24 protein-coding genes are annotated in these 26,343 nt (G+C 62.1%); 22 read left to right on the top strand and 2 right to left on the bottom strand.

The genetic code is table 11. The features are described from left to right. Nucleotides 1-474 precede the first annotated feature (474 nt). The 15 genes from DUGA2_RS10960 to DUGA2_RS10890 all read left to right on the top strand — a co-directional run bounded on the left by DUGA2_RS10960 (nucleotide 475) and on the right by DUGA2_RS10890 (nucleotide 17,575). Nucleotides 475-2,397 (top strand): PrkA family serine protein kinase, encoded by a 1,923-nt coding sequence (locus DUGA2_RS10960; protein ID WP_008451431.1) that lies wholly within the window; start codon nucleotides 475-477, stop codon nucleotides 2,395-2,397. Nucleotides 2,398-2,467: 70 nt separating this feature from the next. Beyond that, complete coding sequence (locus DUGA2_RS10955) at nucleotides 2,468-3,736, top strand: YeaH/YhbH family protein (RefSeq protein ID WP_070269313.1); 1,269 nt, start codon at nucleotides 2,468-2,470, stop codon at nucleotides 3,734-3,736. Between the two features lie 12 nt (nucleotides 3,737-3,748). Next, nucleotides 3,749-5,302: a SpoVR family protein gene (locus DUGA2_RS10950; RefSeq protein WP_070269312.1), complete on the top strand. Its 1,554-nt coding sequence runs from the start codon at nucleotides 3,749-3,751 to the stop codon at nucleotides 5,300-5,302. A 506-nt stretch (nucleotides 5,303-5,808) separates the two neighbouring features. Further along, nucleotides 5,809-6,468, top strand: a complete 660-nt coding sequence (locus DUGA2_RS10945) for an energy transducer TonB (protein WP_008451435.1) — start codon at nucleotides 5,809-5,811, stop codon at nucleotides 6,466-6,468. Between the two features lie 86 nt (nucleotides 6,469-6,554). Continuing rightward, complete coding sequence (locus DUGA2_RS10940; protein ID WP_008451436.1) at nucleotides 6,555-7,457, top strand: MotA/TolQ/ExbB proton channel family protein; 903 nt, start codon at nucleotides 6,555-6,557, stop codon at nucleotides 7,455-7,457. 6 nt (nucleotides 7,458-7,463) lie between these two features. Further along, nucleotides 7,464-7,892 (top strand): biopolymer transporter ExbD, encoded by a 429-nt coding sequence (locus DUGA2_RS10935; protein WP_070269311.1) that lies wholly within the window; start codon nucleotides 7,464-7,466, stop codon nucleotides 7,890-7,892. A 60-nt stretch (nucleotides 7,893-7,952) separates the two neighbouring features. Continuing rightward, nucleotides 7,953-8,381, top strand: a complete 429-nt coding sequence (locus tag DUGA2_RS10930) for a biopolymer transporter ExbD (RefSeq protein ID WP_210402548.1) — start codon at nucleotides 7,953-7,955, stop codon at nucleotides 8,379-8,381. A gap of 71 nt (nucleotides 8,382-8,452) precedes the next feature. Then, nucleotides 8,453-9,676: a tetratricopeptide repeat protein gene (locus DUGA2_RS10925; protein ID WP_229214662.1), complete on the top strand. Its 1,224-nt coding sequence runs from the start codon at nucleotides 8,453-8,455 to the stop codon at nucleotides 9,674-9,676. A 151-nt stretch (nucleotides 9,677-9,827) separates the two neighbouring features. Next, the gene (locus DUGA2_RS10920; RefSeq protein WP_070269308.1) at nucleotides 9,828-10,811 is read left to right on the top strand and encodes a bifunctional riboflavin kinase/FAD synthetase; all 984 of its coding nucleotides are present in this window, start codon (nucleotides 9,828-9,830) and stop codon (nucleotides 10,809-10,811) included. Between the two features lie 65 nt (nucleotides 10,812-10,876). After that, entirely contained in the window at nucleotides 10,877-13,744 is a 2,868-nt protein-coding gene (gene ileS / locus DUGA2_RS10915; RefSeq protein WP_070269307.1) for an isoleucine--tRNA ligase, read from the top strand. A gap of 63 nt (nucleotides 13,745-13,807) precedes the next feature. After that, nucleotides 13,808-14,311 carry a signal peptidase II gene (gene lspA, locus DUGA2_RS10910; RefSeq protein ID WP_008451443.1) on the top strand — a complete coding sequence of 168 codons (504 nt, stop codon included), beginning with the start codon at nucleotides 13,808-13,810 and terminating at the stop codon, nucleotides 14,309-14,311. Between the two features lie 29 nt (nucleotides 14,312-14,340). Then, on the top strand, nucleotides 14,341-15,564 hold the full coding sequence (coaBC, locus tag DUGA2_RS10905; RefSeq protein WP_210402551.1) for a bifunctional phosphopantothenoylcysteine decarboxylase/phosphopantothenate--cysteine ligase CoaBC: 1,224 nt from the start codon (nucleotides 14,341-14,343) through the stop codon (nucleotides 15,562-15,564). Nucleotides 15,565-15,593: 29 nt separating this feature from the next. Next, entirely contained in the window at nucleotides 15,594-16,043 is a 450-nt protein-coding gene (gene dut / locus DUGA2_RS10900) for a dUTP diphosphatase (RefSeq protein WP_008451445.1), read from the top strand. A 22-nt stretch (nucleotides 16,044-16,065) separates the two neighbouring features. Next, nucleotides 16,066-17,166, top strand: a complete 1,101-nt coding sequence (locus DUGA2_RS10895) for a M48 family metallopeptidase (RefSeq protein ID WP_070269305.1) — start codon at nucleotides 16,066-16,068, stop codon at nucleotides 17,164-17,166. 13 nt (nucleotides 17,167-17,179) lie between these two features. After that, nucleotides 17,180-17,575 (top strand): surface-adhesin E family protein, encoded by a 396-nt coding sequence (locus DUGA2_RS10890; RefSeq protein WP_070269304.1) that lies wholly within the window; start codon nucleotides 17,180-17,182, stop codon nucleotides 17,573-17,575. Nucleotides 17,576-17,677: 102 nt separating this feature from the next. Here DUGA2_RS10890 and DUGA2_RS34785 read toward each other — a convergent pair whose 3' ends face one another. Further along, nucleotides 17,678-17,809, bottom strand: coding sequence for a hypothetical protein (locus DUGA2_RS34785; RefSeq protein ID WP_008451449.1), 132 nt, complete (start codon nucleotides 17,807-17,809; stop codon nucleotides 17,678-17,680). Between the two features lie 43 nt (nucleotides 17,810-17,852). On the opposite strand from DUGA2_RS34785, the gene DUGA2_RS10885 reads away from it, so the two are divergent. The 3 genes from DUGA2_RS10885 to DUGA2_RS10875 all read left to right on the top strand — a co-directional run bounded on the left by DUGA2_RS10885 (nucleotide 17,853) and on the right by DUGA2_RS10875 (nucleotide 20,777). Further along, nucleotides 17,853-18,875 (top strand): XdhC family protein, encoded by a 1,023-nt coding sequence (locus DUGA2_RS10885; RefSeq protein WP_070269303.1) that lies wholly within the window; start codon nucleotides 17,853-17,855, stop codon nucleotides 18,873-18,875. A 97-nt stretch (nucleotides 18,876-18,972) separates the two neighbouring features. Next, nucleotides 18,973-19,863, top strand: coding sequence for a DMT family transporter (locus tag DUGA2_RS10880; RefSeq protein WP_070269302.1), 891 nt, complete (start codon nucleotides 18,973-18,975; stop codon nucleotides 19,861-19,863). Next, nucleotides 19,860-20,777: a DNA-3-methyladenine glycosylase 2 gene (locus DUGA2_RS10875; RefSeq protein ID WP_070269301.1), complete on the top strand. Its 918-nt coding sequence runs from the start codon at nucleotides 19,860-19,862 to the stop codon at nucleotides 20,775-20,777. The genes DUGA2_RS10880 and DUGA2_RS10875 overlap by 4 nt, the downstream gene beginning before the upstream one ends. On the opposite strand, the gene DUGA2_RS10870 is transcribed toward DUGA2_RS10875, so the two are convergent. Then, nucleotides 20,774-23,044, bottom strand: coding sequence for a bifunctional diguanylate cyclase/phosphodiesterase (locus tag DUGA2_RS10870; RefSeq protein ID WP_141753231.1), 2,271 nt, complete (start codon nucleotides 23,042-23,044; stop codon nucleotides 20,774-20,776). The genes DUGA2_RS10875 and DUGA2_RS10870 overlap by 4 nt on opposite strands. A gap of 237 nt (nucleotides 23,045-23,281) precedes the next feature. On the opposite strand from DUGA2_RS10870, the gene DUGA2_RS10865 reads away from it, so the two are divergent. Genes DUGA2_RS10865 through DUGA2_RS10850 form a run of 4 tightly spaced genes read left to right on the top strand, consistent with a single transcriptional unit; the run spans nucleotide 23,282 to nucleotide 26,340 of the window. Then, nucleotides 23,282-23,911, top strand: coding sequence for a class I SAM-dependent methyltransferase (locus DUGA2_RS10865; protein ID WP_070269299.1), 630 nt, complete (start codon nucleotides 23,282-23,284; stop codon nucleotides 23,909-23,911). Further along, nucleotides 23,908-24,777, top strand: a complete 870-nt coding sequence (gene accD / locus DUGA2_RS10860; protein ID WP_070269298.1) for an acetyl-CoA carboxylase, carboxyltransferase subunit beta — start codon at nucleotides 23,908-23,910, stop codon at nucleotides 24,775-24,777. Before DUGA2_RS10865 ends, accD begins: the two co-directional genes overlap by 4 nt. Before the next feature lie 29 nt (nucleotides 24,778-24,806). Further along, entirely contained in the window at nucleotides 24,807-25,847 is a 1,041-nt protein-coding gene (locus tag DUGA2_RS10855; protein WP_070269297.1) for a MerR family transcriptional regulator, read from the top strand. 52 nt (nucleotides 25,848-25,899) lie between these two features. After that, nucleotides 25,900-26,340, top strand: a complete 441-nt coding sequence (locus DUGA2_RS10850) for a DUF29 domain-containing protein (RefSeq protein WP_070269296.1) — start codon at nucleotides 25,900-25,902, stop codon at nucleotides 26,338-26,340. Nucleotides 26,341-26,343 lie beyond the last annotated feature (3 nt).

Below are 26,343 nucleotides of genomic sequence, written 5' to 3'. Positions count from 1 at the left end.
AGACTGGATCAACGCATCTTAGCGCATGGCGCGGGAGTGCGACAGCGGCCGCCAAGTTGCGGCAAAATTTATCTGTTTGAGGCACGATCAGCGCGGCGCGCACAAGCGTGATACTGTGGCATAAATGAGCTAAAAAAGTGCCTTAAAAATCATGGAAAGACGACAGTTTTTATCAAAAATAATCTTATTAATCAACAACTTACATAAGAGTATTAACGATATTACGACATATCTTTTGACTTCCGGCACCAATAGCGCAATAATCAATTTCATAGACGTAAGAAGCGTTACGACCAACACATAAAAGCCGCCAACCGGCGATGAAGCCAGCTCACCGGCACGGGCAATCCGTGCCACACAAAAGAAGCTGGTCATAAGAAAAATAATACGAAAAGGGGTATGCACAGACCAGGGCCAGGGCAAGCGAACTGCCAGTGACCCGTGACACGCAGGTTTACATTAAAGGACATCCAAATGACCATTTTTGACAACTACGCCGCACGGTACGAACGGACCAAAGAAGAAGAGATGTCCATGAAGGAGTATCTCGAACTTTGCAAAAAAGATCGGCTCACCTACGCCAGCGCGCCAGAGCGCATGCTGGCCGCCATCGGCGAACCGACATTGGTCGATACCCGCAACGACACCCGGCTGTCACGCATCTTCGCGAACAAGGTCATCAAAATATATCCGGCATTCCGCGAGTTCTACGGCACCGAGGAAGTGATCGAGCAAGTGGTGTCCTACTTCCGCCATGCCGCGCAGGGGCTGGAGGAACGCAAGCAGATCCTGTATCTGCTGGGCCCTGTGGGCGGCGGTAAATCGTCGATCGCCGAGAAGCTGAAATCGCTGATGGAGCATGTGCCCTTCTACTGCCTGAAAGGCTCGCCGGTCAACGAATCGCCGCTCGGCCTGTTCAACGAGGAAGAGGATGGCGTGATCCTGGAAGAGGACTACGGCATCCCGCGCCGCTATCTGCGCAACATCCCCAGCCCCTGGGCGGTCAAGCGCCTGCACGAATTCAACGGCGACATCAACCAGTTCCGCGTGGTCAAGCGCTACCCGTCGGTGCTGAAGCAGATCGCCATCTCCAAGACCGAACCGGGCGACGAAAACAACCAGGATATTTCCTCGCTGGTCGGCAAGGTCGACATCCGCAAGCTGGAAGATTATTCGCAGGACGATCCGGACGCCTACAGCTACTCGGGCGGCCTGTGCCTGGCCAACCAGGGCCTGATGGAATTCGTCGAGATGTTCAAGGCGCCGATCAAGGTGCTGCACCCGCTGCTGACCGCCACGCAGGAAGGCAACTACAAAGGCACCGAGGGCTTCGGCGCGATACCGTTCGACGGCATCATCCTGGCCCACTCGAACGAGTCGGAGTGGAAGACCTTCAAGAACAACCGCAACAACGAGGCTTTCCTCGATCGTATCTACATCGTCAAAGTGCCGTACTGCCTGCGCGTGACCGACGAGATCAAGATCTACGACAAGCTGGTGGCCAACTCCTCGCTGTACCAGGCGCCATGCGCGCCCGGAACGCTGAAGATGATGGCGCAGTTCGCGATCCTTTCGCGGCTGAAGGATCCGGAGAACTCCAGCATCTTCAGCAAGATGCTGGTCTACGATGGCGAGAACCTCAAGGACACCGATCCGAAGGCCAAGTCCATGCACGAGTACGTCGACTATGCGGGCGTCGACGAGGGCATGAACGGGCTGTCGACACGCTTCGCGTTCAAGATCCTGTCCAAGGTCTTCAACTTCGACAACACCGAAGTGGCGGCCAATCCGGTGCACCTCTTATACGTGCTGGAGCAGCAGGTCGAACGCGAGCAGTTCCCGCCTGAAACCGAACAGAAGTACTTCTCGTATATCAAGGAACACCTGGCGCAGAAATACGTGGAGTTCATCGGCAAGGAAATTCAGACCGCCTACCTGGAATCGTATTCGGAATACGGCCAGAACATCTTCGACCGCTACGTGACCTTCGCCGACTTCTGGATACAGGATCAGGAATACCGCGATCCGGACACCGGCGAGAGCTTCGACCGCGAGTCGCTGAACAACGAGCTGGAAAAGATCGAGAAGCCGGCCGGGATCTCCAACCCCAAGGATTTCCGCAACGAGATCGTCAACTTCGGCCTGCGCGCGCGCGCCAACAACGGCGGCAAGAATCCGGCCTGGACCAGCTACGAGAAGTTCCGCACCGTGATCGAGAAGAAGATGTTCTCCAACACCGAGGAACTGCTGCCGGTCATTTCGTTCAACGCCAAGGCCAGCGCCGAAGACGCCAACAAGCACGCCGACTTCGTCGCCCGCATGGTGGAGAAAGGCTATACGGCCAAGCAGGTGCGGCTGCTGTGCGAATGGTATTTGCGCGTGAGGAAGTCGTCTTAAGCAGGATAGCGCGCCGCCCCGCATAGGCGGTGGCGGCGCGGCGCCGACCAATTGCAGCAGGAGGCATCTTTTGACTTACCTCATCGACCGACGTTTGCAGGGCAAGAACAAGTCTGCGGTCAACCGCGAGCGTTTCTTGCGGCGCTACAAGGCCCAGATCAAGGACGCGGTGGGACGTGCCATCAAGGGCCGCTCCATCACCGACATTGAGAATGGCGAAAAAGTCTCCATCCCGGTCAAGGACGTGGGCGAGCCCTCGTTCGGCCACGCCCATGGCGGCGTGTGGGAAACCATCAACCCGGGCAACCAGGAATACCTCAAAGGCGACCTGATCAATCGACCCAAGGGCGGCGGCGGCTCCGGCCGCGGCAAGGCCGGCAATAGCGACCAGATGACCGAGGACGATTTCATCTTCGAGCTGTCGCGCGAAGAATTCATGAACTACTTCTTCGAAGACCTGGAACTGCCCAACCTGGTCAAGACCCAGCTGACCGCCACCACCGAATTCAAGAACCAGCGCGCCGGCTACAATATGTCGGGCACGCCGTCCAACATCCACGTGCTGCGTTCGCTGCGCGGCGCGTTGGGACGGCGCATCGCGGTCGGCGGCAGTTCGCGCAAGCGTGTCATCGAAGCCGAGCGCGAGCTGGAGGACCTGCTGCTGGACGGCGAGCCGCTGGACGCGCCGCGCGTGGTCGAGCTGAAAAAGCTGATCCACCATCTGCACACGCGGCTGCTGGCCATCCCCTTCATCGACCCGTTCGACCTGCGCTACAGCAACCGCGTCAAGGTGCCCAAGCCGATGACGCAGGCGGTGATGTTCTGCATCATGGACGTCTCCGGCTCGATGGACGAAACCCGCAAGGACACCGCCAAGCGTTTCTTCATCCTGCTCTACCTGTTCCTCAAGCGCGTGTACGACAAGATCGAAGTCGTGTTCATCCGCCACCACACGGCGGCGGCCGAGGTCAACGAGGAAGAGTTCTTCCACTCGCGCGAATCGGGCGGCACCGTGGTGTCCTCCGCGCTGAACCTGCTCGACAAGATCATCGACGAGCGCTACGGCGCCGGCAGCTGGAACAGCTACGTCGCCCAGGCGTCCGACGGCGACAACTGGGACAACGACTCGGTGCTGTGCCGGCAACTGCTGGTCAACACCATCATGCCCAAGGTGCAGTACTACACCTATGTCGAGATCACCGACGGCCCGCCGCAAAACCTGTGGGAGCAGTACTCGCAGATCCCCGACCACCACCCGCATTTCGCCATGCAGAAAATAGTCACGCCGGCCGATATCTATCCGGTGTTCCGTGAACTGTTCAAGAAACAACCCAAATAGGCGGCCGCCATCATGAACGATATGACGCATGCCCCCGCGCCCAGAAAGCCGCGCCATCCGCGCGCCCTGCCCGAACAGTCGGAGTGGACCTTCGAACTGATCGAACAGGCCCACCAGGAAATCCGCCGCGTCGCCGAAGCCTTCGGGCTCGATACGTATCCGAATCAACTGGAGATCATCACCGCCGAGCAGATGATGGACGCCTACACCTCGGTCGGCATGCCGGTGTCGTACAACCACTGGTCGTTCGGCAAGCATTTCCTGTCGACTGAAAAAGGCTACAAGCGCGGCCAGATGGGCCTGGCCTACGAGATCGTCATCAACTCCAATCCCTGCATCGCCTATCTGATGGAGGAGAACAGCCTGACCATGCAGGCGCTGGTGATCGCGCACGCGGCCTACGGCCACAACTCCTTCTTCAAAGGGAACTACCTGTTCCGCACCTGGACCGACGCCGACGCCATCGTCGACTACATGGTGTTCGCCAAAAACTACATCGCCGAGTGCGAGCAGCGCCACGGCATCGACGCGGTCGAGCTGCTGCTCGATTCCTGCCACGCGATCCAGAACTACGGCGTCGACCGCTACAAGCGGCCGGCCAAGCTGTCGATGGCGCAGGAGCGCGCGCGGCAGAAAGAGCGCGAAGCCTATGTGCAGTCGCAGATCAACGAGCTGTGGCGCACCCTGCCCCGCCGCGAGGAAGAGGAAGAGGAAAAGGCCGCGCCGCGCTTCCCGCCCGAGCCCGAGGAAAACCTGCTCTACTTCATCGAGAAATACGCGCCGCTGCTGGAACCCTGGCAGCGCGAGATGGTGCGCATCGTGCGCAAGATCAGCCAGTACTTCTATCCGCAGCGCCAGACCCAGGTGATGAACGAGGGCTGGGCCACCTTCTGGCACTACACCATCCTCAACCAGTTGTACGACGAGGGCGTGGTGGCCGACGGCTTCATGATGGAGTTTTTGAAGAGCCACACCAACGTCGTCTACCAGCCGCCGGTGAGCAGTCCCTACTACAACGGCATCAATCCGTATGCGCTGGGCTTCGCGATGATGACCGACATCCGCCGCATCTGCGAGCATCCGACCGACGAGGACCGCGAATGGTTTCCGGACATCGCCGGCAGCGACTGGCGCAAGACGCTGGACTTCGCGATGCGCAATTTCAAAGACGAAAGCTTCATTGCCCAGTACCTTTCGCCCAAGCTGATACGCGAATTTCATTTCTTCGCCGTACTGGACGACGACAATAACGAAAAACTGGCAATCTCCGCCATACACGACGATCTGGGCTACCGCTACGTGCGCCAGCAGCTGGCCGAGCAGTACAACCTGGGCAATCGTGAACCGAACATCCAGGTGTGGTCGGTCAACACCCGCGACGACCGGGCGCTGACCTTGCGCCACACCCAGTTCCAGCGGCGGCCGCTGAATCAGCAGGCCGGCGAGGTGCTCAAGCACGTGGCCCGGTTGTGGGGCTTCGACGTGCACCTGGAAACCGTGGGGCCGAACGGCGAAATCATCAGTTCGCTGGAGGTCAAACGCGAGAAACGGGGGCGCGGAAGCTGAGCAACATATATATAAGGCTTTTGCCGCAGCTGGGCATGGGTCTTGCAAGGGATGGATCGGGGTCAGAGGAGCCGCTCTGGCCCCGGTTTTTTTAGCGAAGGCATGCCGTAAGGCAGAAGTCAACAGCTTTCGTCACTGGCAGGAAGAGTGTTTCTCGCAAGAATTTCATGAAAGAAACATTTGCGGCCAAATTATCAATTGTTCGTAGTAAAATTACGCGCATAATATTCCGTTTTTGGGCTTAAGGGAAAACTAAGTAATGTCGTGGTGCGTCGCGCCCCAAAATTGCGCCGGAGAGTCTTGTAAATTGAGCTAGAACGGTGCAAAGGGAGCGCTACCACATAGGAAAACCCTATGAAATTTAACCGGTTTTAGGGATGAAAATTCTATGTAAAATCAAGAATTCGTATGTATAATTCGCCGACGTCCCGGATGCGGCTGTTGTTTTGTGTCGCCATTTTGGGGTTTAGTAGCAACAAAAAGAGTTGGTATTGGAGAAAGCAGGCATGAATTTCACGCACAACGAGAAAAGCACCGGGAAGAACTTTACAGGCATTACCATTGTCGTTTTGTTGCACCTCCTGGTTGCTTATGGGATCGTGACGGGCTTGGGTAAACGTCTGGTGAGCAAGATGATCGCACCAGTGGAGACCAAGATCATTGAGGAGGTCAAACCTCCTCCACCGAAAGAACTCCCACCGCCACCACCTCCGCCAGAGATGAAAGCGCCACCACCGCCATTCATCCCGCCAGTTGAGGTGAACGTGCAGCAGCCTCCGCCGCCGCAAAACGTGATCGCGAACGCGACCAGCGTGAAGCCTGCGACGAACGAACTGCAAAAAGCGCCACCGGCACCACCGGCAGCGCCACCGGGACCGGCTAAATCGGTGAACGTAGCTGCTGTAGCTGACTTCAGCACTTGCGCGAAACCGGAGTGGCCAAAATCCTCCCTGCGTAACGAAGAAACCGGTACGGTCACGTTATCGTTCTTGATTGGAACCGACGGCCATGTCGCCGATTCCAAAGTCATCAAATCCAGTGGTTTTAGGGACTTGGACAAGGCCGCTTTGAATGGTATCGGTAAATGCCGTTTCAAACCGGGTCTGACCGACGGGAAACCGACGGAAGCGTGGATGCAGATGCAATACGTCTGGACGCTGGAGTAAAACCGAGGCGGCAGTTAAGTCTCACTTAGTAATTTTCGTTGTCATTACGTTCAGCGATCTGATTATTTTATCAATTTGGAGGAAGCATGTTTAAGAATACCCGTTTGTCCGCTGTACTGGCCGCTGTGCTGTTTTCCGTGACCGCAGCCACCGCCCTGGTAAGCGCCCCAGCCTTCGCTGACGCGCCAGCCTCGGCCGCCGCTTCGGCACCAGCAGCCGCTCCAGCAGCGGATGCGGCGCCAGCAGCACCGGCAGCAGAAGCTCCAGCTGCCAAGGGCGGCAAAGAAGAAGTGGACAATCCTTACGGCTTCGAAGCTGTATGGAACGGTGGTTTCGTATCGCGCGGCACCCTGATCATCCTGTCGCTGATGTCCATGGGTTCGTGGTACATCATCATCACCAAACTGATCGACCAGATGAAGATCTTCAAGCAGTCGAAAGAAACCTCGGCCAAGTTCTGGAAAGCCTCGTCGATCGCTGCTGGTTCGGCAGCCCTGAAAGACGGCTCGCCATTCCGCTTCATCGCTGAAACCGGCACCAAGGCCACCGTGCACCACGACGGCGCCCTGCTGGAACAAATCGACCTGTCGACCTGGGTGACGATGTCGATCCAGCGCGCTGTTGATAAAGTTCAATCGCGTCTGCAAGACGGCCTGTCGTTCCTGGCAACCGTTGGTTCGACCGCACCGTTCATCGGTCTGTTCGGTACCGTTTGGGGTATTTACAATGCACTGATCGCCATCGGCATGTCGGGTAACGCATCGATCGACAAAGTTGCAGGTCCAGTGGGTGAAGCGCTGATCATGACCGCTTTCGGTCTGTTCGTTGCAGTTCCTGCCGTTCTGGGTTACAACTGGCTGGTGCGTCGTAACAAAGCCGCAATGGAAGACGTCCGTTCGTTCTCCGCTGACGTGCACTCGGTACTGATCTCGGGCGCCATGTCCACCAGCGAAGCTGGCCGTGCCGCCGGCGCTAAAAAGATTGGATAATTAATCATGTCGATGTCCGTAGGCTCCGATAGCGGAGACGAAGATCAAGTCATGTCAGAAATCAACACGACGCCCCTGGTGGACATCATGTTGGTTCTGCTGATTATCTTCCTGATCACGAGCCCGGTTGTTCTGAAGCTGATCAAGATCCAGCTGCCAGAAGAAGCCAACCAGGTTATTCAGACCAAGCCGGAAGATGTCAACATCGTTGTAAGCAAGGATGGCGACATCTACTGGAATCAGAAGAAAATGCGCGACGCGAATGAGTTGTTCGATTTTCTGAAGGTGGAAGCAGTGAAGTTGCCTCAGCCGGAAGTGCATGTACGTGGCGACCAAGAAACTCGCTACGAGGCAATCGGCAAGGTTATTTACACTACCCAGCGCGCTGGTATTCAGAAGGTCGGCTTCATCACCGAACCGCCTGATAAGGGTTAATGCCCGAATAGTGCATCGCAGGCCTGGAGTCCGGGCCTGCCCTTCTTAAAAGGAAACACCATGAGTATGAATGTCGGCTCCCCAAGCGGTGGCGCGGATCCGGAACCAATGATGGAAATGAACATGACGCCCCTCATCGATGTGATGTTGGTGCTGATTATCATGATGATCATTACGATTCCGAAGGCCAACCACTCGGTCAACCTGAACATGCCGGTCGGCACCCCGCCTCCGCCTGTCAAGGAACCTGTGGTGATCACGATTGACGTCGACTTCGACGGTACGATTCTGTGGGATAACGCTGTCGTTCCTGACCGCGGCACCCTGGAAGCGAAACTGACCGATGTCGCAGCGCAAGCTGACCAGCCGGAAGTGCATCTGCGTCCGAACAAGCTGGTATCGTATAAAGTCGTGGCAGGCGTGATGGCTGCGGCCCAGCGTCTCGGCGTGACCAAGATTGGCCTGGTCGGCAACGAACAGTTCCAATAATCAGTTCTATGTTCAACGATAGGCAGGACCATTCCTGCCTATTTCGCATTTTGATGAAAGAAAACTTACCCATGACCAAGTTTCGTCTCGCTCATCTCGGCCTGGTAATGGCCGCTATTGGTTTCACAGCAGCAGCTCCTCTGGCAGGTTTTTCCTCGGTTGCCTACGCGGCCGACGCGGTGCGTGCTGAAATCGGCAAACCATTGCAGGAAGCGCAGAAACTGGCTGCGGCAGGCAAGAACAAAGAAGCACTGGCCAAACTGAAAGAAGCCGACGCTGTCGGTGGCAAGACCCCGAATGAAACCTACCTGATCGAACGCACCCGCGCTTCGGCCGCTACCGCCGCCGGCGATAACGACGCCGCCGCCCGCGCCTTCGAAGCAGTGATCAATTCCGGCAAGCTGTCCGCTGCCGAAGCCCCGAAATTCTCCGAAGCCCTGGCCGGCATTTACTACCGCGCCAAGGACTACCCAAAAGCGATCACCTGGTTCCAGCGCGTGCTGAAAGACAATCCAGGCAACACCCAGGCGCATGAATACCTGACCCAGATCTACTACACCTCCGGCAAGTACGCCGAAGCGGCCAAGGAACTGCAAGGCTCGAAAAACCTGAGCGAAGCCCAACTGGGCATGCTGGCCAACATCCAGCTCAAGCAGAACGACAAGGAAGGCTACGTCCAGACCCTGGAAAAGCTGGCCGGTTCGTATCCTAAGAGCACCTACTGGGCCGACCTGCTGAACCGCGTTTCGGGCAAGCCAGGCTTCGCCTCGTCGCTGTCGCTGGACGTGCTGCGCCTGCGCCTGGCCAACGGCCTGCTGTCCAAGCCGAACGAGTACATGGAAATGTCGCAGCTGTCGCTGCAAGCGGGCAATCCTGCCGAAGCGATCAAGATCATCGATCAAGGCTACAAGAAAGGCGCGCTGGGCACCGGTTCCGACGCCGCCCGCCACCAGCGTCTGAAAGACCTGGCCGCCAAGACCCAGGCCGAGTTCGACGCCAAGCAAGCCACGCTGGAAGCCGAAGCCGTCAAGAACAAGGACGCCGACGCGCTGGCCAACATGGGCTACGCCCTGGTTTCCGCCGGCAAGGCCGACAAAGGCCTGGCGCTGCTGGACCAGGCTGTCAAGCTGGGCACCGCGAAAAATCCTGAAGCCGTCAAGCTGCACCAGGGTATCGCCCAGTCCATCGCCGGCAAGAAAGCCGCCGCACTGGCCACGCTGAAATCGGTCAAAGGCAAGGACGGCACCGCCGACCTGGCCCGCTACTGGACCCTGAACATCAATCACCCGATGTAATCGTCTGGTTCGATGCGCAAAAGCGCTGTCCGGCCCCGCGCCGGACAGCGCTTTTTTTATGCCGAGCCACTGCTTTTCCCGCGATAACTGTCGGCTACCGCAAACAAACCGTATAATCCTCCATTTAGCGACAGTTTCCCCCCAGATTCCCATGAAGGTATTTCGAGGTCTACCCAATGCAGCGGCGCGTGCGCCCTGCGCGCTCACGATAGGCAACTTTGACGGTGTCCATCTCGGCCACCAGGCATTGCTGGGCCGCGTGCGCGCGGCTGCCTCCGGCCTCGGGCTGGAAGCGGCCGTGATGACCTTCGAACCGCACCCGCGCGAATTCTTCGCGCACAAGGCCGGCGACCTGTCGAAGGCGCCGCCGCGCATCGCCAACCTGCGCGACAAGCTGCAATCGCTGTCCGACAACGGCATCGACCGCGTCATCGTCGAGCACTTCTCGGCGCCGTTCGCCGCCCTGACGCCGCAGGAATTCACCGAGAAGGTATTGGTCGAAGGCCTGCACGTCAAATGGCTGATGGTCGGCGACGACTTCTGCTACGGCGCCCGCCGCGCCGGCAACGTGCAGATGCTGCAGGAAGCCGGCAAGCACTACGGCTTCCACGTCGAGACCCTGCCGACCGTGATGAACGGCAGCACCCGCATCTCCTCCTCCGCCGTGCGCGCCGCGCTGGCCGAGGGCGACTTCGTGCATGCCGAGGCGCTGCTGGGCCATCCCTACGCCATTTCCGGCCACGTGATCCACGGCCAGAAGCTGGGCCGCACGCTGGGCTTCCCGACGCTGAACCTGCGCGTGCCGCACCGCCCCGCGCTGTCCGGCATCTTCATCGTGCAGGTGCACGGCCTGGCCGAGCAGCCCTTGCCGGCCGTCGCCAGCCTGGGCGTGCGCCCCACCGTCGACGACAGCGGCCGCGTGCTGCTGGAAGTCCATATATTCGACTTCTCCCGGAACTGCTACGGCAAACAGGTGCGCGTCGAGTTCCTGCACAAGATACGCGACGAAGAAAAATACATCGACCTGCCGACGCTGACCGCCGCCATCGACCGCGACGCCCTCCAGGCGCGTGCGTATTTTGCCGAACGCTTCAAAGAGCGCGACGGCGCCACCACGGCCACCGACCGAATTTAACCGCGCGACCAGCTACGCGCGCCGGCTACACAGAACTCCCCGAATAAAAATCACTGAAGATAACCATGTCCGATAACAAATCTGCAAAGAAGCCTGAAAGTAAATACCCGGTCAACATGACCGAAACCCCATTCCCGATGCGCGGCGATATGGCCAAGCGCGAACCGAACTGGGTCAAGGACTGGCAGGACAAGAAGATCTACGAGCGCGTGCGCAAAGCCGCCGCCGGCCGTCCGAAATTCATCCTGCACGACGGCCCACCGTACGCCAACGGCGACATCCACATCGGCCACGCCGTCAACAAGATCCTGAAAGACATGGTGGTCAAGGCCCGCGGCATGGCCGGCTACGACGCGCCCTACGTGCCGGGCTGGGATTGCCACGGCATGCCGATCGAGATCCAGATCGAAAAACAATACGGCAAGAACCTGCCGACCGCCGAAGTACTGACCAAGGCCCGCGCCTACGCGCTGGAGCAGGTCGACCGCCAGCGCAAGGACTTCATCCGCCTGGGCGTGCTGGGCGAATGGCAGAACCCTTACCTGACCATGAACTACTCGAACGAGGCCGACGAACTGCGCGCCCTCGGCCAGCTGCTGGAAAAAGGCTACGTCTATCGCGGCCTGAAGCCGGTCAACTGGTGCTTCGACTGCCAGTCCGCCCTGGCGGAAGCCGAAGTGGAATACCAGGACAAGCGCGACCCGGCCATCGACGTCGGCTTCAAGTTCGCCGAATTCGACAAGCTGGCCGCCGCCTTCAGCCTGGACAAGCTGCCGACCGAAAACGGCTTCATCGTCATCTGGACCACCACCCCGTGGACCATCCCGTCCAACCAGGCGCTGAACGTCAACGCCGAAGTGATCTACTCGCTGGTGCAGACCGAGCGTGACGGCCAGCCTTTGCTGCTGATCCTGGCGCAAGACCTGGTGGAAGCCTGCCTGGCGCGCTACAAGCTCGAAGGCACGACCATCGCCACCTGCCACGGCGCGGCGCTGGCCGGCATCAGCTTCCGCCACCCGCTGCACGCGTCCGACGCCTTCTTCGACCGCCTGTCGCCGATGTACCTGGCCGAATACGTGACCACCGAAAGCGGTACCGGCGTGGTGCACTCGGCGCCAGCCTACGGCCTGGACGACTTTATCTCCTGCCGCGCGCACGGCATGAAGGACGAGAACATCCTGACCCCGGTGATGGGCGACGGCAAATTCGCCGCCTCGCTGCCGCTGTTCGGCGGCATGACGATCTGGGAAGCCTCCAAGCCGATCTGCAACGCGCTGAAGGAAGTGGGCGCGCTGTTCGAAGTGAAGATGTTCGACCACAGCTACATGCACTGCTGGCGCCACAAGACGCCGATCATCTACCGCGCCACCTCGCAGTGGTTCGCCGGCATGGATGTGAAGCCGAAAGACGGCGGCCACACGCTGCGCGAAACCGCGCTCAAAGGCATCGACGAAACCAAGTTCTTCCCGGACTGGGGCAAGGCGCGCCTGCACGGCATGATCGCCAACCGTCCCGACTGGACCCTGTCGCGTCAACGCCAGTGGGGCGTGCCGATGGCCTTCGTGGTCCACAAGGAAACCGGCGCGCTGCATCCGCGCACCCCGGAACTGCTGGAACAGGTCGCGCAGCTGATCGAGAAGAGCGGCATCGACGCCTGGCTGGCGCTGGACCTGAAAGACCTGATCGGCGACGAAGCGGCAAGCTACGAAAAGAACAAGGACACGCTGGACGTCTGGTTCGATTCCGGCTCGACCCACCAGACCGTGCTGCGCGGCTCGCACAAGGAGCAGTCGGCCTTCCCGGCCGACCTGTACCTGGAAGGCTCCGACCAGCACCGCGGCTGGTTCCACTCCTCGCTGCTGACCTCCTCGATGCTGAACGGCGCCCCGCCGTACAAGGCGCTGCTGACCCACGGCTTCGTGGTCGACGGCGAAGGCAAGAAGATGTCCAAGTCGATCGGCAACACCATCGCGCCGCAGGACGTCTGGAACAAGCTGGGCGCCGACATGCTGCGCCTGTGGGTCGCCACCACCGACTACACCGGCGAACTGTCGATCTCCGACGAGATCCTCAAGCGCGTCACCGAAGCCTATCGCCGCATCCGCAACACGCTGCGCTTCCTGCTGGCCAACCTGTCCGACTTCGACGCCGCCAAGGACGCGGTGGCGATCGACGACATGCTGGAAATCGACCGCTACGCCGTCGCCAACATGGCCGCGCTGCAGGCGGAAATCGCCGAGCACTACATGCAGTATGAATTCCAGCCGGTCTACTCCAAGCTGCAGAACTTCTGCTCGGAAGACCTGGGCGGCTTCTACCTGGACGTGCTGAAGGATCGCCTGTACACCACCGCCGTCAGCTCGCACGCGCGCCGCTCGGCGCAGACCGCGCTGTGGCACATCACGCAAAGCCTGCTGCGCGTGATGGCGCCGGCGCTGTCGTTCACGGCGGAAGAAGCATGGGCGATCTTCGCCGGCGAAGAGGCTTACAAGGCCAGCGACGAAACCATCTTCACGCAGACCTGGTGGAAGCTGCCGGAAGCGGCCGACGCGGCCGCCCTGCTGGCCAAGTACACGGCCCTGCGCGCGGTCCGCGCCGACGTCACCAAGCAGCTGGAAGACGTGCGCACCTCGGGCGCCATCGGCTCCTCGCTGCAGGCGGAACTGACCATCAAGGCCGCCGGCGACAAGTACCAGCTGCTGGCCAGCCTGGACGACGACCTGAAGTTCGTCTTCATCACCTCGGCCGCGCAAGCGGTGCAGGTGGAGAGCGAAGCGGAAGAAGCGGTCGAAGTGGCCGCCTCCAGCGCCGCCAAGTGCGAGCGCTGCTGGCACTACCGCGCCGACGTCGGTTCGCATGCGGACCACCCTACCCTGTGCGGCCGTTGCCACAGCAATCTGTTCGGTGCGGGCGAAAAACGCAAGTTCGCTTAATATGAGGGCCGCCGTTCCCACCGGGAGCGGCGGCACCGTCGCCACGAACCAACCTGAAATTTTATGGCCACCAAAAAAATCTTCCCGACCAAATCCTCGGCCAGCCTGACGCCATGGCTCGGCATCGCCGCCATCGTCGTCCTGTTCGACCAGCTCTCCAAGATCACCATCACCAAGACCTTCCAGCTCGGTGAAGAGAAAGTCATCACCTCCTTCTTCAACCTGGTGCTGGCCTATAACAAGGGCGCGGCCTTCAGCTTCCTGCAGAACAGCGGCGGATGGCAGCGCTACTTCTTCACCGCCATCGCCCTGGGCGCGGCGGCGTGGATCATCGTCCTGCTGAAAAAGCACGGCAGCCAGCGCATGTTCTCGTGGGCCCTGTCGCTGATCCTGGGCGGCGCCATCGGCAACGTCATCGACCGCATCCTGTACGGCCACGTGGTCGACTTCCTCGATTTCCACTGGAGCGGATTGGGCCACTTCCCGGCGTTTAACATCGCCGACTCGGCCATCTGCATCGGCGCGGCGCTGTTCATCCTCGATGAGCTGCGCCGGGTGAACAAGTAAGATCGCACTAACTGGAGTAGCGCATCATGATGGAATTGACCGGCAAGAAAATCGTCCTCGGCCTGACCGGCGGCGTGGCCTGCTACAAGGCGGCGGAACTGTGCCGCGCGCTGACCAAGGCCGGCGCCTCGGTGCAGGTCGTGATGACCGACGCCGCCGCCCACTTCATCACCGCCGTCACCATGCAGGCGCTGTCCGGCAACAAGGTATTCAGCAGCCAGTGGGATCCGCGCGTCGACAACAACATGGCCCACATCGACGTCACCCGCGACGCCGACGCCATCCTGATCGTGCCCTGCTCGGCGGACTTCATGTACAAGCTGGCGCACGGCGTCTGCGACGACCTGCTGTCGACCATGTGCCTGGCGCGTCCGCGCCTGGTGCCGCTGCTGGTGGCGCCGGCCATGAACGTGGAGATGTGGCAGAACCCCGCCACCCAGCGCAACGCGCAGCAGCTGCGCGACGACGGCATCGTGCTGTTCGGCCCTGCGTCCGGCGACCAGGCCTGCGGCGAAGTGGGCATGGGCCGCATGCTGGAACCTGCGCAGCTGCTGGAAGAACTGATCGCCTCCTTCCAGCAGAAGGTCCTGGCGGGCAAGCGCATCCTGATCACCGCCGGCCCGACTTTCGAGCCTATCGACCCGGTGCGCGGCATCACCAATCTGTCCTCGGGCAAGATGGGCTACGCCGTGGCCCGCGCCGCGCGCGAAGCCGGCGCCGAAGTCATTCTGGTATCGGGACCGACCGCGCTGCCGGCGCCATTCGGCGTTACCCGCATCAACGTGCAAAGCGCGCTGCAGATGCACGACGCGGTGATGGCCAATGTCGACCACCAGCACATCTTCATCGCGGTGGCGGCGGTGGCCGACTGGCGCGTGTCCAACTCCAGCGAACAGAAACTGAAGAAGAACCCGGACGGCTCCGTGCCGGACCTGAAGTTCGAACAGAATCCGGACATCCTCGCCACCGTCGCCGCCCGCACCACGCTGGCCGGCCATCCGTACTGCGTGGGCTTCGCCGCCGAATCGGAGAACCTGATCCAGTTCGGCGCCGACAAGCGCGAGAAAAAAGGCATCCCCCTGCTAGTAGGGAATATCGGCCACCACACCTTCGGCCAGGACGACAACACCATCATCCTGTTCGATGAAAACGGCCACACCATACTGCCGCGCGCCGACAAACTGACGCTGGCGCGCCAACTGATTTCCGAGATCTCGAAACGGATCTCCCAGCACTCGCTCTTCGCAAAATAATTAAGAAGTAATCAATAAACAACATCGCAATGAAAAACATCGACGTCAAAATCCTCGACCCGCGCATGAAAGACCAGATGCCGGCCTACGCCACCCCGGGTTCCGCCGGCCTCGATCTGCGCGCCTGCATCGACGCACCGATGGTCATCGAAGCCGGACAGACCGTGCTGATTCCAACCGGCCTGGCGATCCACGTCGCCGATCCTGGCTACGCCGCCATGATCCTGCCGCGCAGCGGCATGGGCCACAAAAACGGCATCGTGCTGGGGAATCTGGTAGGCTTGATCGACTCCGACTATCAGGGCCAGTTGATGATCTCGACCTGGAACCGCGGCCACAGCGCCTTCACGCTGAACCCGATGGAACGCCTGGCGCAGCTGATCATCGTACCGGTGCTGCAAGTCGGCTTCAACGTGGTCGAAGAATTCGGCGACAGCGAACGCGGTGAAGGTGGTTTCGGCAGCACCGGCAAACACTAACAAAAACAGACGGAGACCCGGGATGGGCAAGCAGACAAACAAGATCAATAAACCCGCCTCATTGTCCCTGCTGGCGGCGGCCTCGCTGCTGTCGGCCTGCTCGACCTTCCAATCCAAGCCCGCGCCCGCGCCGGCCGAACCGGTGGTGGCACGCGTCATCAACGAGCAGCCGCCGGTCGTCACCGCCAAGATGGCCGCCGCGCGCGACGCCTTGAGCCAGATGGTGGCGCTGCAGGACCGCCTGTACCGCATCGCCGGCCCGCTGTTGATCAACAACGCGGACCTGTGCCGCACGCAGGCGCGCAACCTGCTCGGCTTCACCGCCAAGAACAAATACTCGTACACCGGCGAATTCGTCGACGCCGCGCAAGCGGTGCTGAACTACGGCGACCGCCTGGAAGTGGCAAGCGTGCTGGCCGGCAGCGGCGCCGCGCGCGCCGGCCTGCGCAAGGGCGACGGCCTGGTCGCCGCCGAAGGCAAGACCCTGCCGACCGGCCAGAACGCCGAAACACAGGCCGCCAGCATCCTCGGTCCGCTGGTGTCCGGCCACCAGTCGCTCAACCTGATCGTCGCCCGCAATGGCCGCAACCAGGAGCTCAACGTGCCGGTCACGCGCGCTTGCGCTTTCAAGATCGACATCGGCAACTCGGACAATATCAACGCCTACTCCGACGGCCAGCGCGTGCTGATCACGCGCGGCATGGTCAACTTCGCACAGAGCGACGAAGCCATCGCCTACGTGCTGGCCAAGGACATCGCCCACAATGTGCTGGGCCACGCCGCCACGACACGCTCGGCCTATACGGTCGGCAGCATCATCGACAACCTGGTCTCGGTGCGTCCCGACCTGACGATGTTGATCGGCACCGCGGGCGTCAAACCCATGCCGCAGGAGCTCGACGCTGCGGCCGACTACCTGTCCCTGTACATGGTGGCGCGCGCCGGCTACAGCCTGGACCACGCCCACGCCTTCTGGCAGCGCATGGCGGGACAGTATCCCGCTACGGTCTTGAACGGGTATACTGCCATTCATCCCGCCGTTAATTACCGCCTGTCGGTGATCGACAAGACCATCGCCGAAATCAAAGGCAAGCAGGCGGCCAAGAAACCGCTGGTGCCGTAGCACGGAGACCGCCATGAACAAGCCGGGCCTGTTGGCAATCATCTTGATACTGATGTGTAGCTGGGCCCAGGCGGCGCAATGGGCCAAGGTGGGCAGCGGTGGCGGCGGCGTCTTCTACATCGACAAGGCCAGCATCATCAAGGCCGACAAGACGCGCAAGGTCTGGTCCATGCGCAGCTTCAGCAAGCCGCAAACCACGCCCGAGGGCAAGCCTTACCGTTCGGTCAAGGCGCTGCATCTGTATTCCTGCGAAGACCGCACCACCGTGCTGCTGTCGCAAGTGTTCTACCCCGAGGCCATGGGCAAGGGCGAACCGGTCGAAAACTACAAATACGAGAAATTCAACCCGGAAGACATCGTGCCGGACAGCCCGTTCGACAACGCGCTGGCGGCCGTGTGCAAACCCTGACTTCTAAGTTGTTTCAAAATGAGCGCAGCTAGGCGTGGCGCCGAAGACAGTGCGAATGCACGGCGAGGCGCCACAACGACGCTGCGGTCGTTTTGAAACAACTTAGTTGGGGAAATTGGGGAACACGTTCCCCATAAGCCAGGTCAGGCCCGCGCATGCCAGCACGGCGAGTATCAGCACGATCAGCAGGCGGCCGAATTTGGGCGAGCCGTCGTCTTCCTTGGGAGTGGTCATGGCAGTTCCTGCAAGCTTTAGAGAGCCGTAGTATATTCCATCCATGGACAGCATCGACCTCGAAGTACTCAAAACCAGCGCAGCGTGGATCGCCGCCGGGCACCGCTGCGAACTGATCACCGTCATCAAGACCTGGGGCTCCAGTCCAAGGCCCATCGGCGCCACGCTGGCCATCTGCGACGATGGCACGGTGATAGGCTCGGTCTCGGGCGGCTGCATCGAGGACGACCTGATCGCCCGCGTCCGCAACGAAGGCATGCGCCGCGCCATTCCGGAAATCGTCAGCTACGGCATCACCGCCGACGAAGCCCACCGCTTCGGCCTGCCCTGCGGCGGCACCATCGAGCTGGCCATCGAACCGCTGTCCGATCGCAGCCGCATCGCCGAACTGCTGGAGCGGCTGGAGCGGCACGAACTGGTGCAGCGCAGGCTCGACCTGCAGACGGGCGACGTGGAGCTGTCCAAGGCCGCGCCGGGCGCGCAGATGCAGGTCAGCGAACGCGCCATGGTCAGCCTGCACGGACCGCGCTGGCGGCTGCTGATTATCGGCGCAGGCCAGTTGTCGCGCTTCCTGGCGCAGATCGCCACCGCCATGGACTACCACGTCACCGTCTGCGACCCGCGCGAGGAATACCGCGCCGGCTGGCAGGTCGACGGCGTGCAGCTGGTGCACGACATGCCCGACGATATCGTGCTGTCCATGCAGCTGGACCGCCGCAGCGCCGTGGTCGCGCTGACCCACGATCCCAAGCTGGACGACCTGGCCTTGATGGAGGCGCTGAAGTCGGACGCCTTCTACGTCGGCGCCATCGGCTCGCGCCTGAACAACAGCAAGCGCCGCGAGCGGCTGCTGGAGTTCGACCTGACGCCGGAACAGCTGGCCCGCCTGCATGGCCCGATCGGCCTGTACATCGGCAGCAAGACGCCATCCGAAATCGCCATCTCCATCCTGGCCGAAATGACGGCGATTAAAAACGGCGTGCCGACCGCGATGCTGATCCCGCACGCGGCCACGCCGACCGCGCCCGGCGAGAACGCCTGCGCCGTGAAGAGCGGCGCGGTATAGAAAACCGCAAGCCCGGACAATTCAAAAGCAAGAACCGGCTATCCCTACACCGGCCAGTACCGGACAATAGCGCAAACCATCCTCCACTGGAATCCGCATGAGCACCGCCAACCTGTTCCGCCTGATCTTCCTCGCCGCCATCTGGGGCGGCTCCTTCCTGTTCATGCGCATCGCCGCGCCGGTGCTGGGCGCCGCCGTGTTGATCGAGTACCGCGTGCTGTTCGCGTCGCTGTTCCTGGCCGTGATCGCGCTGGCGCTGAAAAAACCGCTGAACCTGCGCCAGCATTGGCAGCACTACCTGATCCTCGGCCTGTTCAACTCCGCGCTGCCGTTCCTGATGTTCGCCTTCGCCGCGCGCACGCTGTCGGCCTCCCTGCTGGCCGTGCTGAACGCCACCACGCCGCTGTGGGGCACGCTGATCGGCGCCGTCTGGACCCGCCAGATGGTCAGCGCCAAGGTGGTGCTCGGCCTGGTGCTGGGCGCGTGCGGCGTGGCGCTGCTGGTCGGCTTCGACCACGTCACCACCAAGCCCGGCGCCGGCATCGCCATCGCCGCCGTGCTGTTCGCCTCCTTCAACTACGGCATTGCCAGCAACTACGCCAAGCAGGCCAAGGCGGTCGAGCCCTTCTCCAACGCGCACGGCTCGATGTGGGCGTCGACGCTGCTGGTGCTGCCGGCGCTGCCCTTCTTCCCCGCCCCCGGCGAGCCCACCATCGGCATCATGGGCGCGGTGCTGGCACTGGGCGTGCTGTGCAGCGGCGTGGCTTACCTGATCTACTTCCGTTTGATCCAGGACGTCGGCCCGTCGTCGGCGCTGACCGTCACCTTCCTCAGCCCGGTGTTCGGCATCCTGTGGGGCATGCTGTTCCTCGGTGAGAGCGTCGGCTGGTACACCGTCGCCGGCGCCGCCGTCGTCATCACCGGCACCGCGCTGGTGACGGGCTTCCGTCCCAGCTTCGGCTTCCTGAACAAGGCCAAGACCGCGTGAAGCCCTTTACCCTGGCCCTGCCGGCCAACTACCGGCTGCACGACGTACTGGCCTTCCACAGCCGCGACGCCGAAAGCGTGGCCGAGGAAGTCAGCCCCGAGCGGCTGCGCAAGGGCATGCTGATCGCCGGCGTGCCGGTGGTGCTGGAGATCGTCCCCGACCACGTCGCCGCGCCCACCAGCGCCAGCTGCACCGTGCATGCCGACGGCAAGCTGTCCAAGGCCGCGCAGGAACAGGTGCGCGAGGCGGCGCTGAGCATCCTCGGCCTGCGCATCGATCCCGAACCGTTCACGGCCTTCGCCGCCAGGGACAAGATGTTCGGACCGCTGACGCGCGCTCAGCCAGGCCTGCGCATCGTGCAATCGGCCACCGTGTTCGAGGCGCTGACGTGGGCCATCATCGGCCAGCAGATCAACCTGTCGTTCGCGATCTCGTTGCGCCGCACCTTCACCCTGCAGGCCGGCCGGCAGCACAGCAGCGGCTTGTGGTGCTACCCGGCCGCCGCCGATGCGGCCAGGCTGCAGATCGACGACCTGACCAGCCGCAAATTCTCGCGCGCGAAAGCGGAAACGCTGCTGCGTCTGGCCGGCCTGGTCGCCAGCGGCGAGCTGCCGCTGGAGCTGTCGCCATCGAACGGCATCGAGCAGGTGTCGGCCGCGCTGCTGGCCGTCAAAGGCATCGGCCCGTGGACCGTCAACTACGGCCTGCTGCGCGGCTACGGCTACGCCGACTGCTCGCTGCACGGCGACGTCGCGATCCGCGCCGCGCTGCAAGCCCTGCTGGGGGAAGAGACCAAGCCGGACATGCCGCGCACCGAAAAAATCCTGGCCAAGTACAGCCCCCACCGCACCATGGCCGCCGCCCACCTGTGGGCCAGCCTGCATCCGCGCGCCGATGGCGGCGAACAGGACTAGGCTGCGCACGCTTGCTGCTGGCGGACATAGTCCTCGAACTGTGCAGCGGTCAGCGGCCGGCTGTAGTAATAACCCTGGATTTCATCGCAGCCGTGCTCGCGCAAATACTCCAGTTGCGTAGCATGCTCAACGCCTTCGGCAATCGTGCGCAGGCCCAGGCTGCGCGCCAGGTTGATGATGGCGCAGACGATGGCCCGGTCTTCCGGATCGGTGCTGATGTCGCGCACGAAGGACTGATCGATCTTGAGCTTATAGATCTTGAATTTCTTCAGATAGCTCAGCGACGAATAGGCCACGCCGAAATCATCGATCGCCATGCGCACGCCGCGCTGGTGCAGCTGGTCCATCACGGCGATTGCCGCCGGTGGATCGTGCATCGCCGCGCCTTCGGTCAATTCCAGCTCCAGGTACTGCGGCGGCAGCTCTTCCTGCGCCAGGATGCTGCTGACCAGTTGCGGCAGGTCGGGATGGCGGAACTGCGTCGCCGACAGGTTCACCGCCATCACGAACGGCGCCATGCCCTGATCGAGCCAGCTCCGCATCTGCCGTACCGCCTGGCGCAGCACCCACTCGCCGATGGGCAGCATCAAGCCGCAGTCCTCGGCGGCCGGAATGAACTCGGCCGGCGACAGTGCGCCCAGCGTCGGATGCTGCCAGCGCAGCAGCGCTTCGGCGCCGACGATGCGGCCGTCGCGCGCATCGAACTGCGGCTGGTAGTCCATGCTGAGCTGCCGGTTTTCCATCGCGTAGCGCAGCGCGTTGACGATCTGCAGCCGCCGTACCGCCTCGTCTTCCAAATCGCAGGTGAAGAAGCTATAGCCGTTGCGGCCGTTCTGCTTGGCGCGGTACATCGCAGAATCGGCGCAGCGCACCAGCGTTTCCAGATCTCGCCCATCCTGCGGATACACCGCCACGCCAATCGAGGCGCTGACCGACAGCTCATGCTGGTCGATGATGAAGGGCTGGGCCACGGTGTCGAGGATCTTCTGCGCTACCTGCGGCAGCAGTTCGACATCGTCGCCTTGAAGCAGGAAGATGAATTCATCCCCGCCCAGCCGCGCCACCATGTCGTCGGCGCGCAGGGTCAGACGCAGGCGCCGCGCCAGCGTCACCAGCAGCGCGTCGCCAACGCTGTGCCCCAGGCTGTCGTTAATATCCTTGAAGCGGTCCAGATCCAGGAACAGCACAGCCAGCTTGTGGTGGCCGGTCTGCGCCTGCTGCAGCGCCTGGCACGCGCGCTCGTCTAGCTGTACCCGGTTCGGCAGTCCGGTCAGCACATCGAAGAGCGCCAGGCGCTCGATGCGCGCCTCAGCCAGCCTGCGCTCGGTGATGTCGCGGGCGATGCCGAACAGGCCCACCACCCGCCCCGACGCATCGCATAGCGGCCCCTTGGTCGACAGGAACTGCGCGGTGCGCCCGTCGGGCAACACGACATGCTCTTCGAACGTCTTGGCTTGGCCTCCGTTCATCACCAACTGGTCCTGGCGCATCACTTCGGCCGCCGTGTGCACAGCAAACAGCTGGTCGTCGCTGCAGCCGAGAATCTGCTCGGCCGGCTTGCCCAGGAATGCGGCGGTCGCATGGTTGACCAGCAGGTAACGCCCCTGCAAATCCTTGACGAACACGGCATCGGAGGTGCCGCTGACGATGCCGGCCAGCAGGCTGCGGTCGGCTTCATTCTTGCGCAAGGCACTACGCATGAATTCGCTAAGCGCGCTGACCACGGCGCCATTCAGGATCAGCATCATCCATTGCACCAGGTCGTATTGGTGGGCAAACTGCACGCTCATCAACGGTTGCAACACCAGCAGCTTGGTGCCCACCGCTGCGGCGAAGGTCGCCAGCAGGCCGGGCGCCAGCCCGCCGACCAGCGCGCTGAGCAGAATAGGCAGCATGAACAGGATCATCAATGGCCGTGCTTCCAGGTCGCCGCCCATGTGAGTGCGGATCACCAGCATCAGGCCGACCAGCGTCAGCGCCAGCGGGTAGTGGTACCAGCCGCCGCCGGTGGACGGCGCCAGCCCACGCGCCGCCACGTCAAACAGGGCCTGGCGGCGGCCGTGCGGTCCAGCCACCGCCCGCATCGCCAGCGCATAGCCGGCCGCGCTGCCCAGCACGAAGAACACGCCCTTGGCGCTGGACAGCCAGACCACGACACCAGGCTCCGACAGCGGTAGCAACTGATCCGACAGCAATACCCACGCCGTCCCCAGCACCAGATAAGTGAGCGTCACCAATACGATAAATCGGGTGTGGTTGCTAGCCATGATCAGCACCGTAAGCGTAGGAATTGCTTGAGAGTAGCATCGTCAGGGCCCGAGACGCCGACGCCTTGCGCTGTCGCAAGCCATAAATCGCACCTCCTTGATCTAAGTCAAATTTCAGGAACGCCACTGTGCTAATCGGGATACACAAGTTCCATCATGGAACCATTGCAAATTTTTCACTTGAGCCTGACGCTGCGTCAGGCTTTACGATCTGCGGCACTATCTGAAGGAGAGCCCATGCCGCAGCAAACCGCCCCGATCCCGGCCAGCCATCTGACCGGCCCCAAGCCCAGCGCCTGGATGACCGCCACCCTGCGCGCCGCGCTGGTGGTGCGCGCACGCCTGGCCGAAGACAGCTGGCAGGCCGCGCATCGGCAAGGTGTGAACCAGTACGTCATCCTCGGCGCTGGCCCCGATACCTACGCCTATCGCGCCGACTGCCTGCCGTCCGCGCAGATCTGCGAAGTCGACCTGCAGCAGGCAGGCCTGGACGACGGCGCGCCGTCCTGCTTCTCCTGGCTGGGCGTCACCATGTACCTGCGGCCGGACGCCGTGATGCGCACCTTGCAGGATATCGCCTCCTACCCGCCGGGCACCAGCATCGTGTTCGACTACTGCCTGCAAGCCGACCAGTTGACCGAGCCTGAACGCATGGGCCTTCAAGTCGTGACGACCGCGCTGGCGGCGCAGGGCGAACACCTGCTCAGCGCCTTCGAGCCGCAGCGGCTGGAGCACATGCTGCGCCACTACGGCTTCAGCCAGGTCGAGCACTTCGGTGCGCAGGAACTCACCGAACGCTATCTGGCTGACCGCACCGACGGCCTGCGCCTGAGCGGCATCTTCCGCATGATCAGGGCCACGGTGTGAGCTGGCTGGAACGACTCCTGCCGCCACACATCAAGCGTGGCGGCGAACAGCGACAGTCCATCCCATCCGGCCTGTGGCTCAAATGCCCGGCCTGCGATGCAGTGCTGTATCGCGCAGACCTGGAAGCGAATCTGCACGTCTGCCCCAAATGCAGCCACCATCTGCGCATCCGGGCCCGCGCCCGTCTCGACGCGCTGCTCGACATCGGCGGCCGGCATGAGATCGGCCAGGAAGTGCTGCCGGTCGACACGCTGAAATTCAAAGGCAGCAAGAGCTATCCCGAACGTCTGAAGGCGGCGATGGAAGCGACCGGGGAAACCGACGCCATGATCGTCATCGGCGGCGCCATCCTGTCGGTACCGGTGGTGGTGGCGTGCTTCGAGTTCGACTTCATGGGCGGCTCGATGGGCGCGGTGGTGGGCGAGCGCTTTGTGCGCGGCGTGCAGGCGGCGATCGACCAGCATGTTCCCTTCATCTGCATCACCGCCAGCGGCGGCGCGCGCATGCAGGAGGGGCTGATGTCGCTGATGCAGATGGCGAAGACCACCGCCATGCTGACCAAACTGGCGGAGAGGAAGCTGCCCTTCATATCGGTGCTGACCGATCCCACCTCGGGCGGCATCTCGGCCTCGTTCTGCTTTCTGGGCGACGTGGTGCTGGCCGAACCGAAGGCGCTGATCGCCTTCACAGGCGCGCGCGTCATCAAGAGCACGCTGGGCGTGACGCTGCCGGAAGGTTATCAGCGGCCCGAGTTCCTGCTCGAACGCGGCGCCATCGACATGATCGTCGACCGCCGCGCCATGCGCGCCGAACTGGCCGCGCTCCTGGCGCTGCTGCTGAAACTGCCGAAGGATGCGCTGGCTTGAGGCGGTGCGCCTGTCGTACACTAGCGCGCATGAAAGAACATCGCGACCGCACCGTCTTGAAAATCGGCGAACTGGCCACGCGCACCGGCCTGACGGTGCGCGCGCTGCACCACTACGACAGCATCGGCCTGCTGACGCCATCGGCGCGCGCCGATTCCGGCTACCGCCTGTACAACCGCGATGATGTCGCGCGCCTGCATCAGATCCAGGCGTTGCGGCGCTTCGGCATGTCGCTGGCCGATATCGCCACCTTCCTCGCCAGCCCGGACGCACCCTTCGCCGACATCGTCGCGCAGCAGATCGAGGCGCTGGGCAGGGAGATCGCGCAAGCCAGCGCCTTGCGCGACAAGCTGTCGCAATTGCACAGGCAACTGGCCGATGGCGACGAGCCGGATCTGGAGGCTTGGCTGTCGGCGCTGACGCTGATGGGGCTCTACGAGAAATACTTCACCAAGGACGAGTTGAAGCGCCTGCCCTTCTGGCAGCAGGATGCGCGCCGCAACAGTGGGTGGTCCACGCTGGTCGGGCAGATCCAGGCGCTGATGGATCAAGGCGTGCCAAGCAGCAGCGTGCAGGCACGCGAACTGTCGGAGCGCTGGATGCTGATGCTGGAACGCGATACGGCCGCCAATCCCGATTTCGTCCGGCGGCTGGGCATCATGATGGAGGTGGAAGCGTCGGCGCAGCAGCATACCGGCGTCACGCCGCAGCTGAAGCACTACATGGCCGACGCGTTCGGCGAGCACAAGCTGGCGTTGTATGCGCGTTATCTGGATGCCGGTGAGTTGGAACGTCTGCGGGCCGGCATCTCCAGCCATGTGCCGGAGTGGATGGCGTTGATAGCGGCGGTCCATCAGCACATGGAGGGTGGAGCGGAGCCGGGCGACGCCACCTCGCAGGCGCTGGCGCGCGAGTGGATGAAGCTGTTCCGCATCCGCATCGGCGACAACCCTGCCACGCTGGCGAAGATCCGCCACGCGCACGCGGAAGAACCGCGCCTGCTGACCGGCACCTGGATCACACCCGCAATGCTCGATTTCATCCGGCTATCCTACGCTGCGGCGGTTTGATTCGGCGTACAGTAAAGGTCCACACAACGCCCTACGCTAGCGGAGGTGCCCCATGGACGATCACATCAACAGCGACTACAAGACCGATATCCTTGCGTGGATCGACCACCAAGTGGAACTGCTGCGCGCCCGCAGGCTGGACGAACTGGATCTGGAAAATCTCATCGAAGAAATCGCGTGCATGGGTATCGAATTGAAGCACGAACTGGAACACCGCATGGAACTGCTGATCATGCACCTGCTGAAGTGCAAGTACCAGCCCGACCGCATCTCCGGGAGCTGGCGCGGAACTATCCGCGAACAGCGTCGCAGGATCGCCCGCCTTCTCAAAGACGCCCCCAGCCTGGTGCGTATCGTCGACGATTACCTGGACGAGAGCTACGCAGCAGCCGCCGCGCGCGCGGCCGATGAAACCGGGCTGCCGCCGACGACTTTCCCGCCGATGAACCCCTTCAGCAAACAACAAATCTTCGATCCCGACTTTTTGCCGTGAAAA

The sequence above is a fragment of the Duganella sp. HH101 genome (assembly GCF_001758795.1).
Lineage (GTDB): Bacteria > Pseudomonadota > Gammaproteobacteria > Burkholderiales > Burkholderiaceae_D > Rugamonas > Rugamonas rivuli.
The sequence above is the reverse complement of the archived record's forward strand: the minus strand, read 5'-3'. Positions and strand labels throughout refer to the sequence as shown.

Bases quoted from the DNA above. Each gene is read 5' to 3' on its own strand.
- DUGA2_RS10870 (WP_141753231.1), bottom strand. From the start codon at position 23,044: ATGGCTAGCAACCACACCCGATTTATCGTATTGGTGACGCTCACTTAT.
- ileS (WP_070269307.1), top strand. From the start codon at position 10,877: ATGTCCGATAACAAATCTGCAAAGAAGCCTGAAAGTAAATACCCGGTC.
- coaBC (WP_210402551.1), top strand. From the start codon at position 14,341: ATGGAATTGACCGGCAAGAAAATCGTCCTCGGCCTGACCGGCGGCGTG.
- DUGA2_RS10880 (WP_070269302.1), top strand. From the start codon at position 18,973: ATGAGCACCGCCAACCTGTTCCGCCTGATCTTCCTCGCCGCCATCTGG.
- DUGA2_RS10950 (WP_070269312.1), top strand. From the start codon at position 3,749: ATGAACGATATGACGCATGCCCCCGCGCCCAGAAAGCCGCGCCATCCG.
- lspA (WP_008451443.1), top strand. From the start codon at position 13,808: ATGGCCACCAAAAAAATCTTCCCGACCAAATCCTCGGCCAGCCTGACG.
- DUGA2_RS10940 (WP_008451436.1), top strand. From the start codon at position 6,555: ATGTTTAAGAATACCCGTTTGTCCGCTGTACTGGCCGCTGTGCTGTTT.
- DUGA2_RS10925 (WP_229214662.1), top strand. From the start codon at position 8,453: ATGACCAAGTTTCGTCTCGCTCATCTCGGCCTGGTAATGGCCGCTATT.
- dut (WP_008451445.1), top strand. From the start codon at position 15,594: ATGAAAAACATCGACGTCAAAATCCTCGACCCGCGCATGAAAGACCAG.
- DUGA2_RS10855 (WP_070269297.1), top strand. From the start codon at position 24,807: ATGAAAGAACATCGCGACCGCACCGTCTTGAAAATCGGCGAACTGGCC.
- DUGA2_RS10930 (WP_210402548.1), top strand. From the start codon at position 7,953: ATGAGTATGAATGTCGGCTCCCCAAGCGGTGGCGCGGATCCGGAACCA.
- DUGA2_RS10920 (WP_070269308.1), top strand. From the start codon at position 9,828: ATGAAGGTATTTCGAGGTCTACCCAATGCAGCGGCGCGTGCGCCCTGC.
- DUGA2_RS10865 (WP_070269299.1), top strand. From the start codon at position 23,282: ATGCCGCAGCAAACCGCCCCGATCCCGGCCAGCCATCTGACCGGCCCC.
- DUGA2_RS34785 (WP_008451449.1), bottom strand. From the start codon at position 17,809: ATGACCACTCCCAAGGAAGACGACGGCTCGCCCAAATTCGGCCGCCTG.
- DUGA2_RS10935 (WP_070269311.1), top strand. From the start codon at position 7,464: ATGTCGATGTCCGTAGGCTCCGATAGCGGAGACGAAGATCAAGTCATG.
- DUGA2_RS10960 (WP_008451431.1), top strand. From the start codon at position 475: ATGACCATTTTTGACAACTACGCCGCACGGTACGAACGGACCAAAGAA.
- DUGA2_RS10885 (WP_070269303.1), top strand. From the start codon at position 17,853: ATGGACAGCATCGACCTCGAAGTACTCAAAACCAGCGCAGCGTGGATC.
- DUGA2_RS10945 (WP_008451435.1), top strand. From the start codon at position 5,809: ATGAATTTCACGCACAACGAGAAAAGCACCGGGAAGAACTTTACAGGC.
- DUGA2_RS10850 (WP_070269296.1), top strand. From the start codon at position 25,900: ATGGACGATCACATCAACAGCGACTACAAGACCGATATCCTTGCGTGG.
- DUGA2_RS10890 (WP_070269304.1), top strand. From the start codon at position 17,180: ATGAACAAGCCGGGCCTGTTGGCAATCATCTTGATACTGATGTGTAGC.
- DUGA2_RS10895 (WP_070269305.1), top strand. From the start codon at position 16,066: ATGGGCAAGCAGACAAACAAGATCAATAAACCCGCCTCATTGTCCCTG.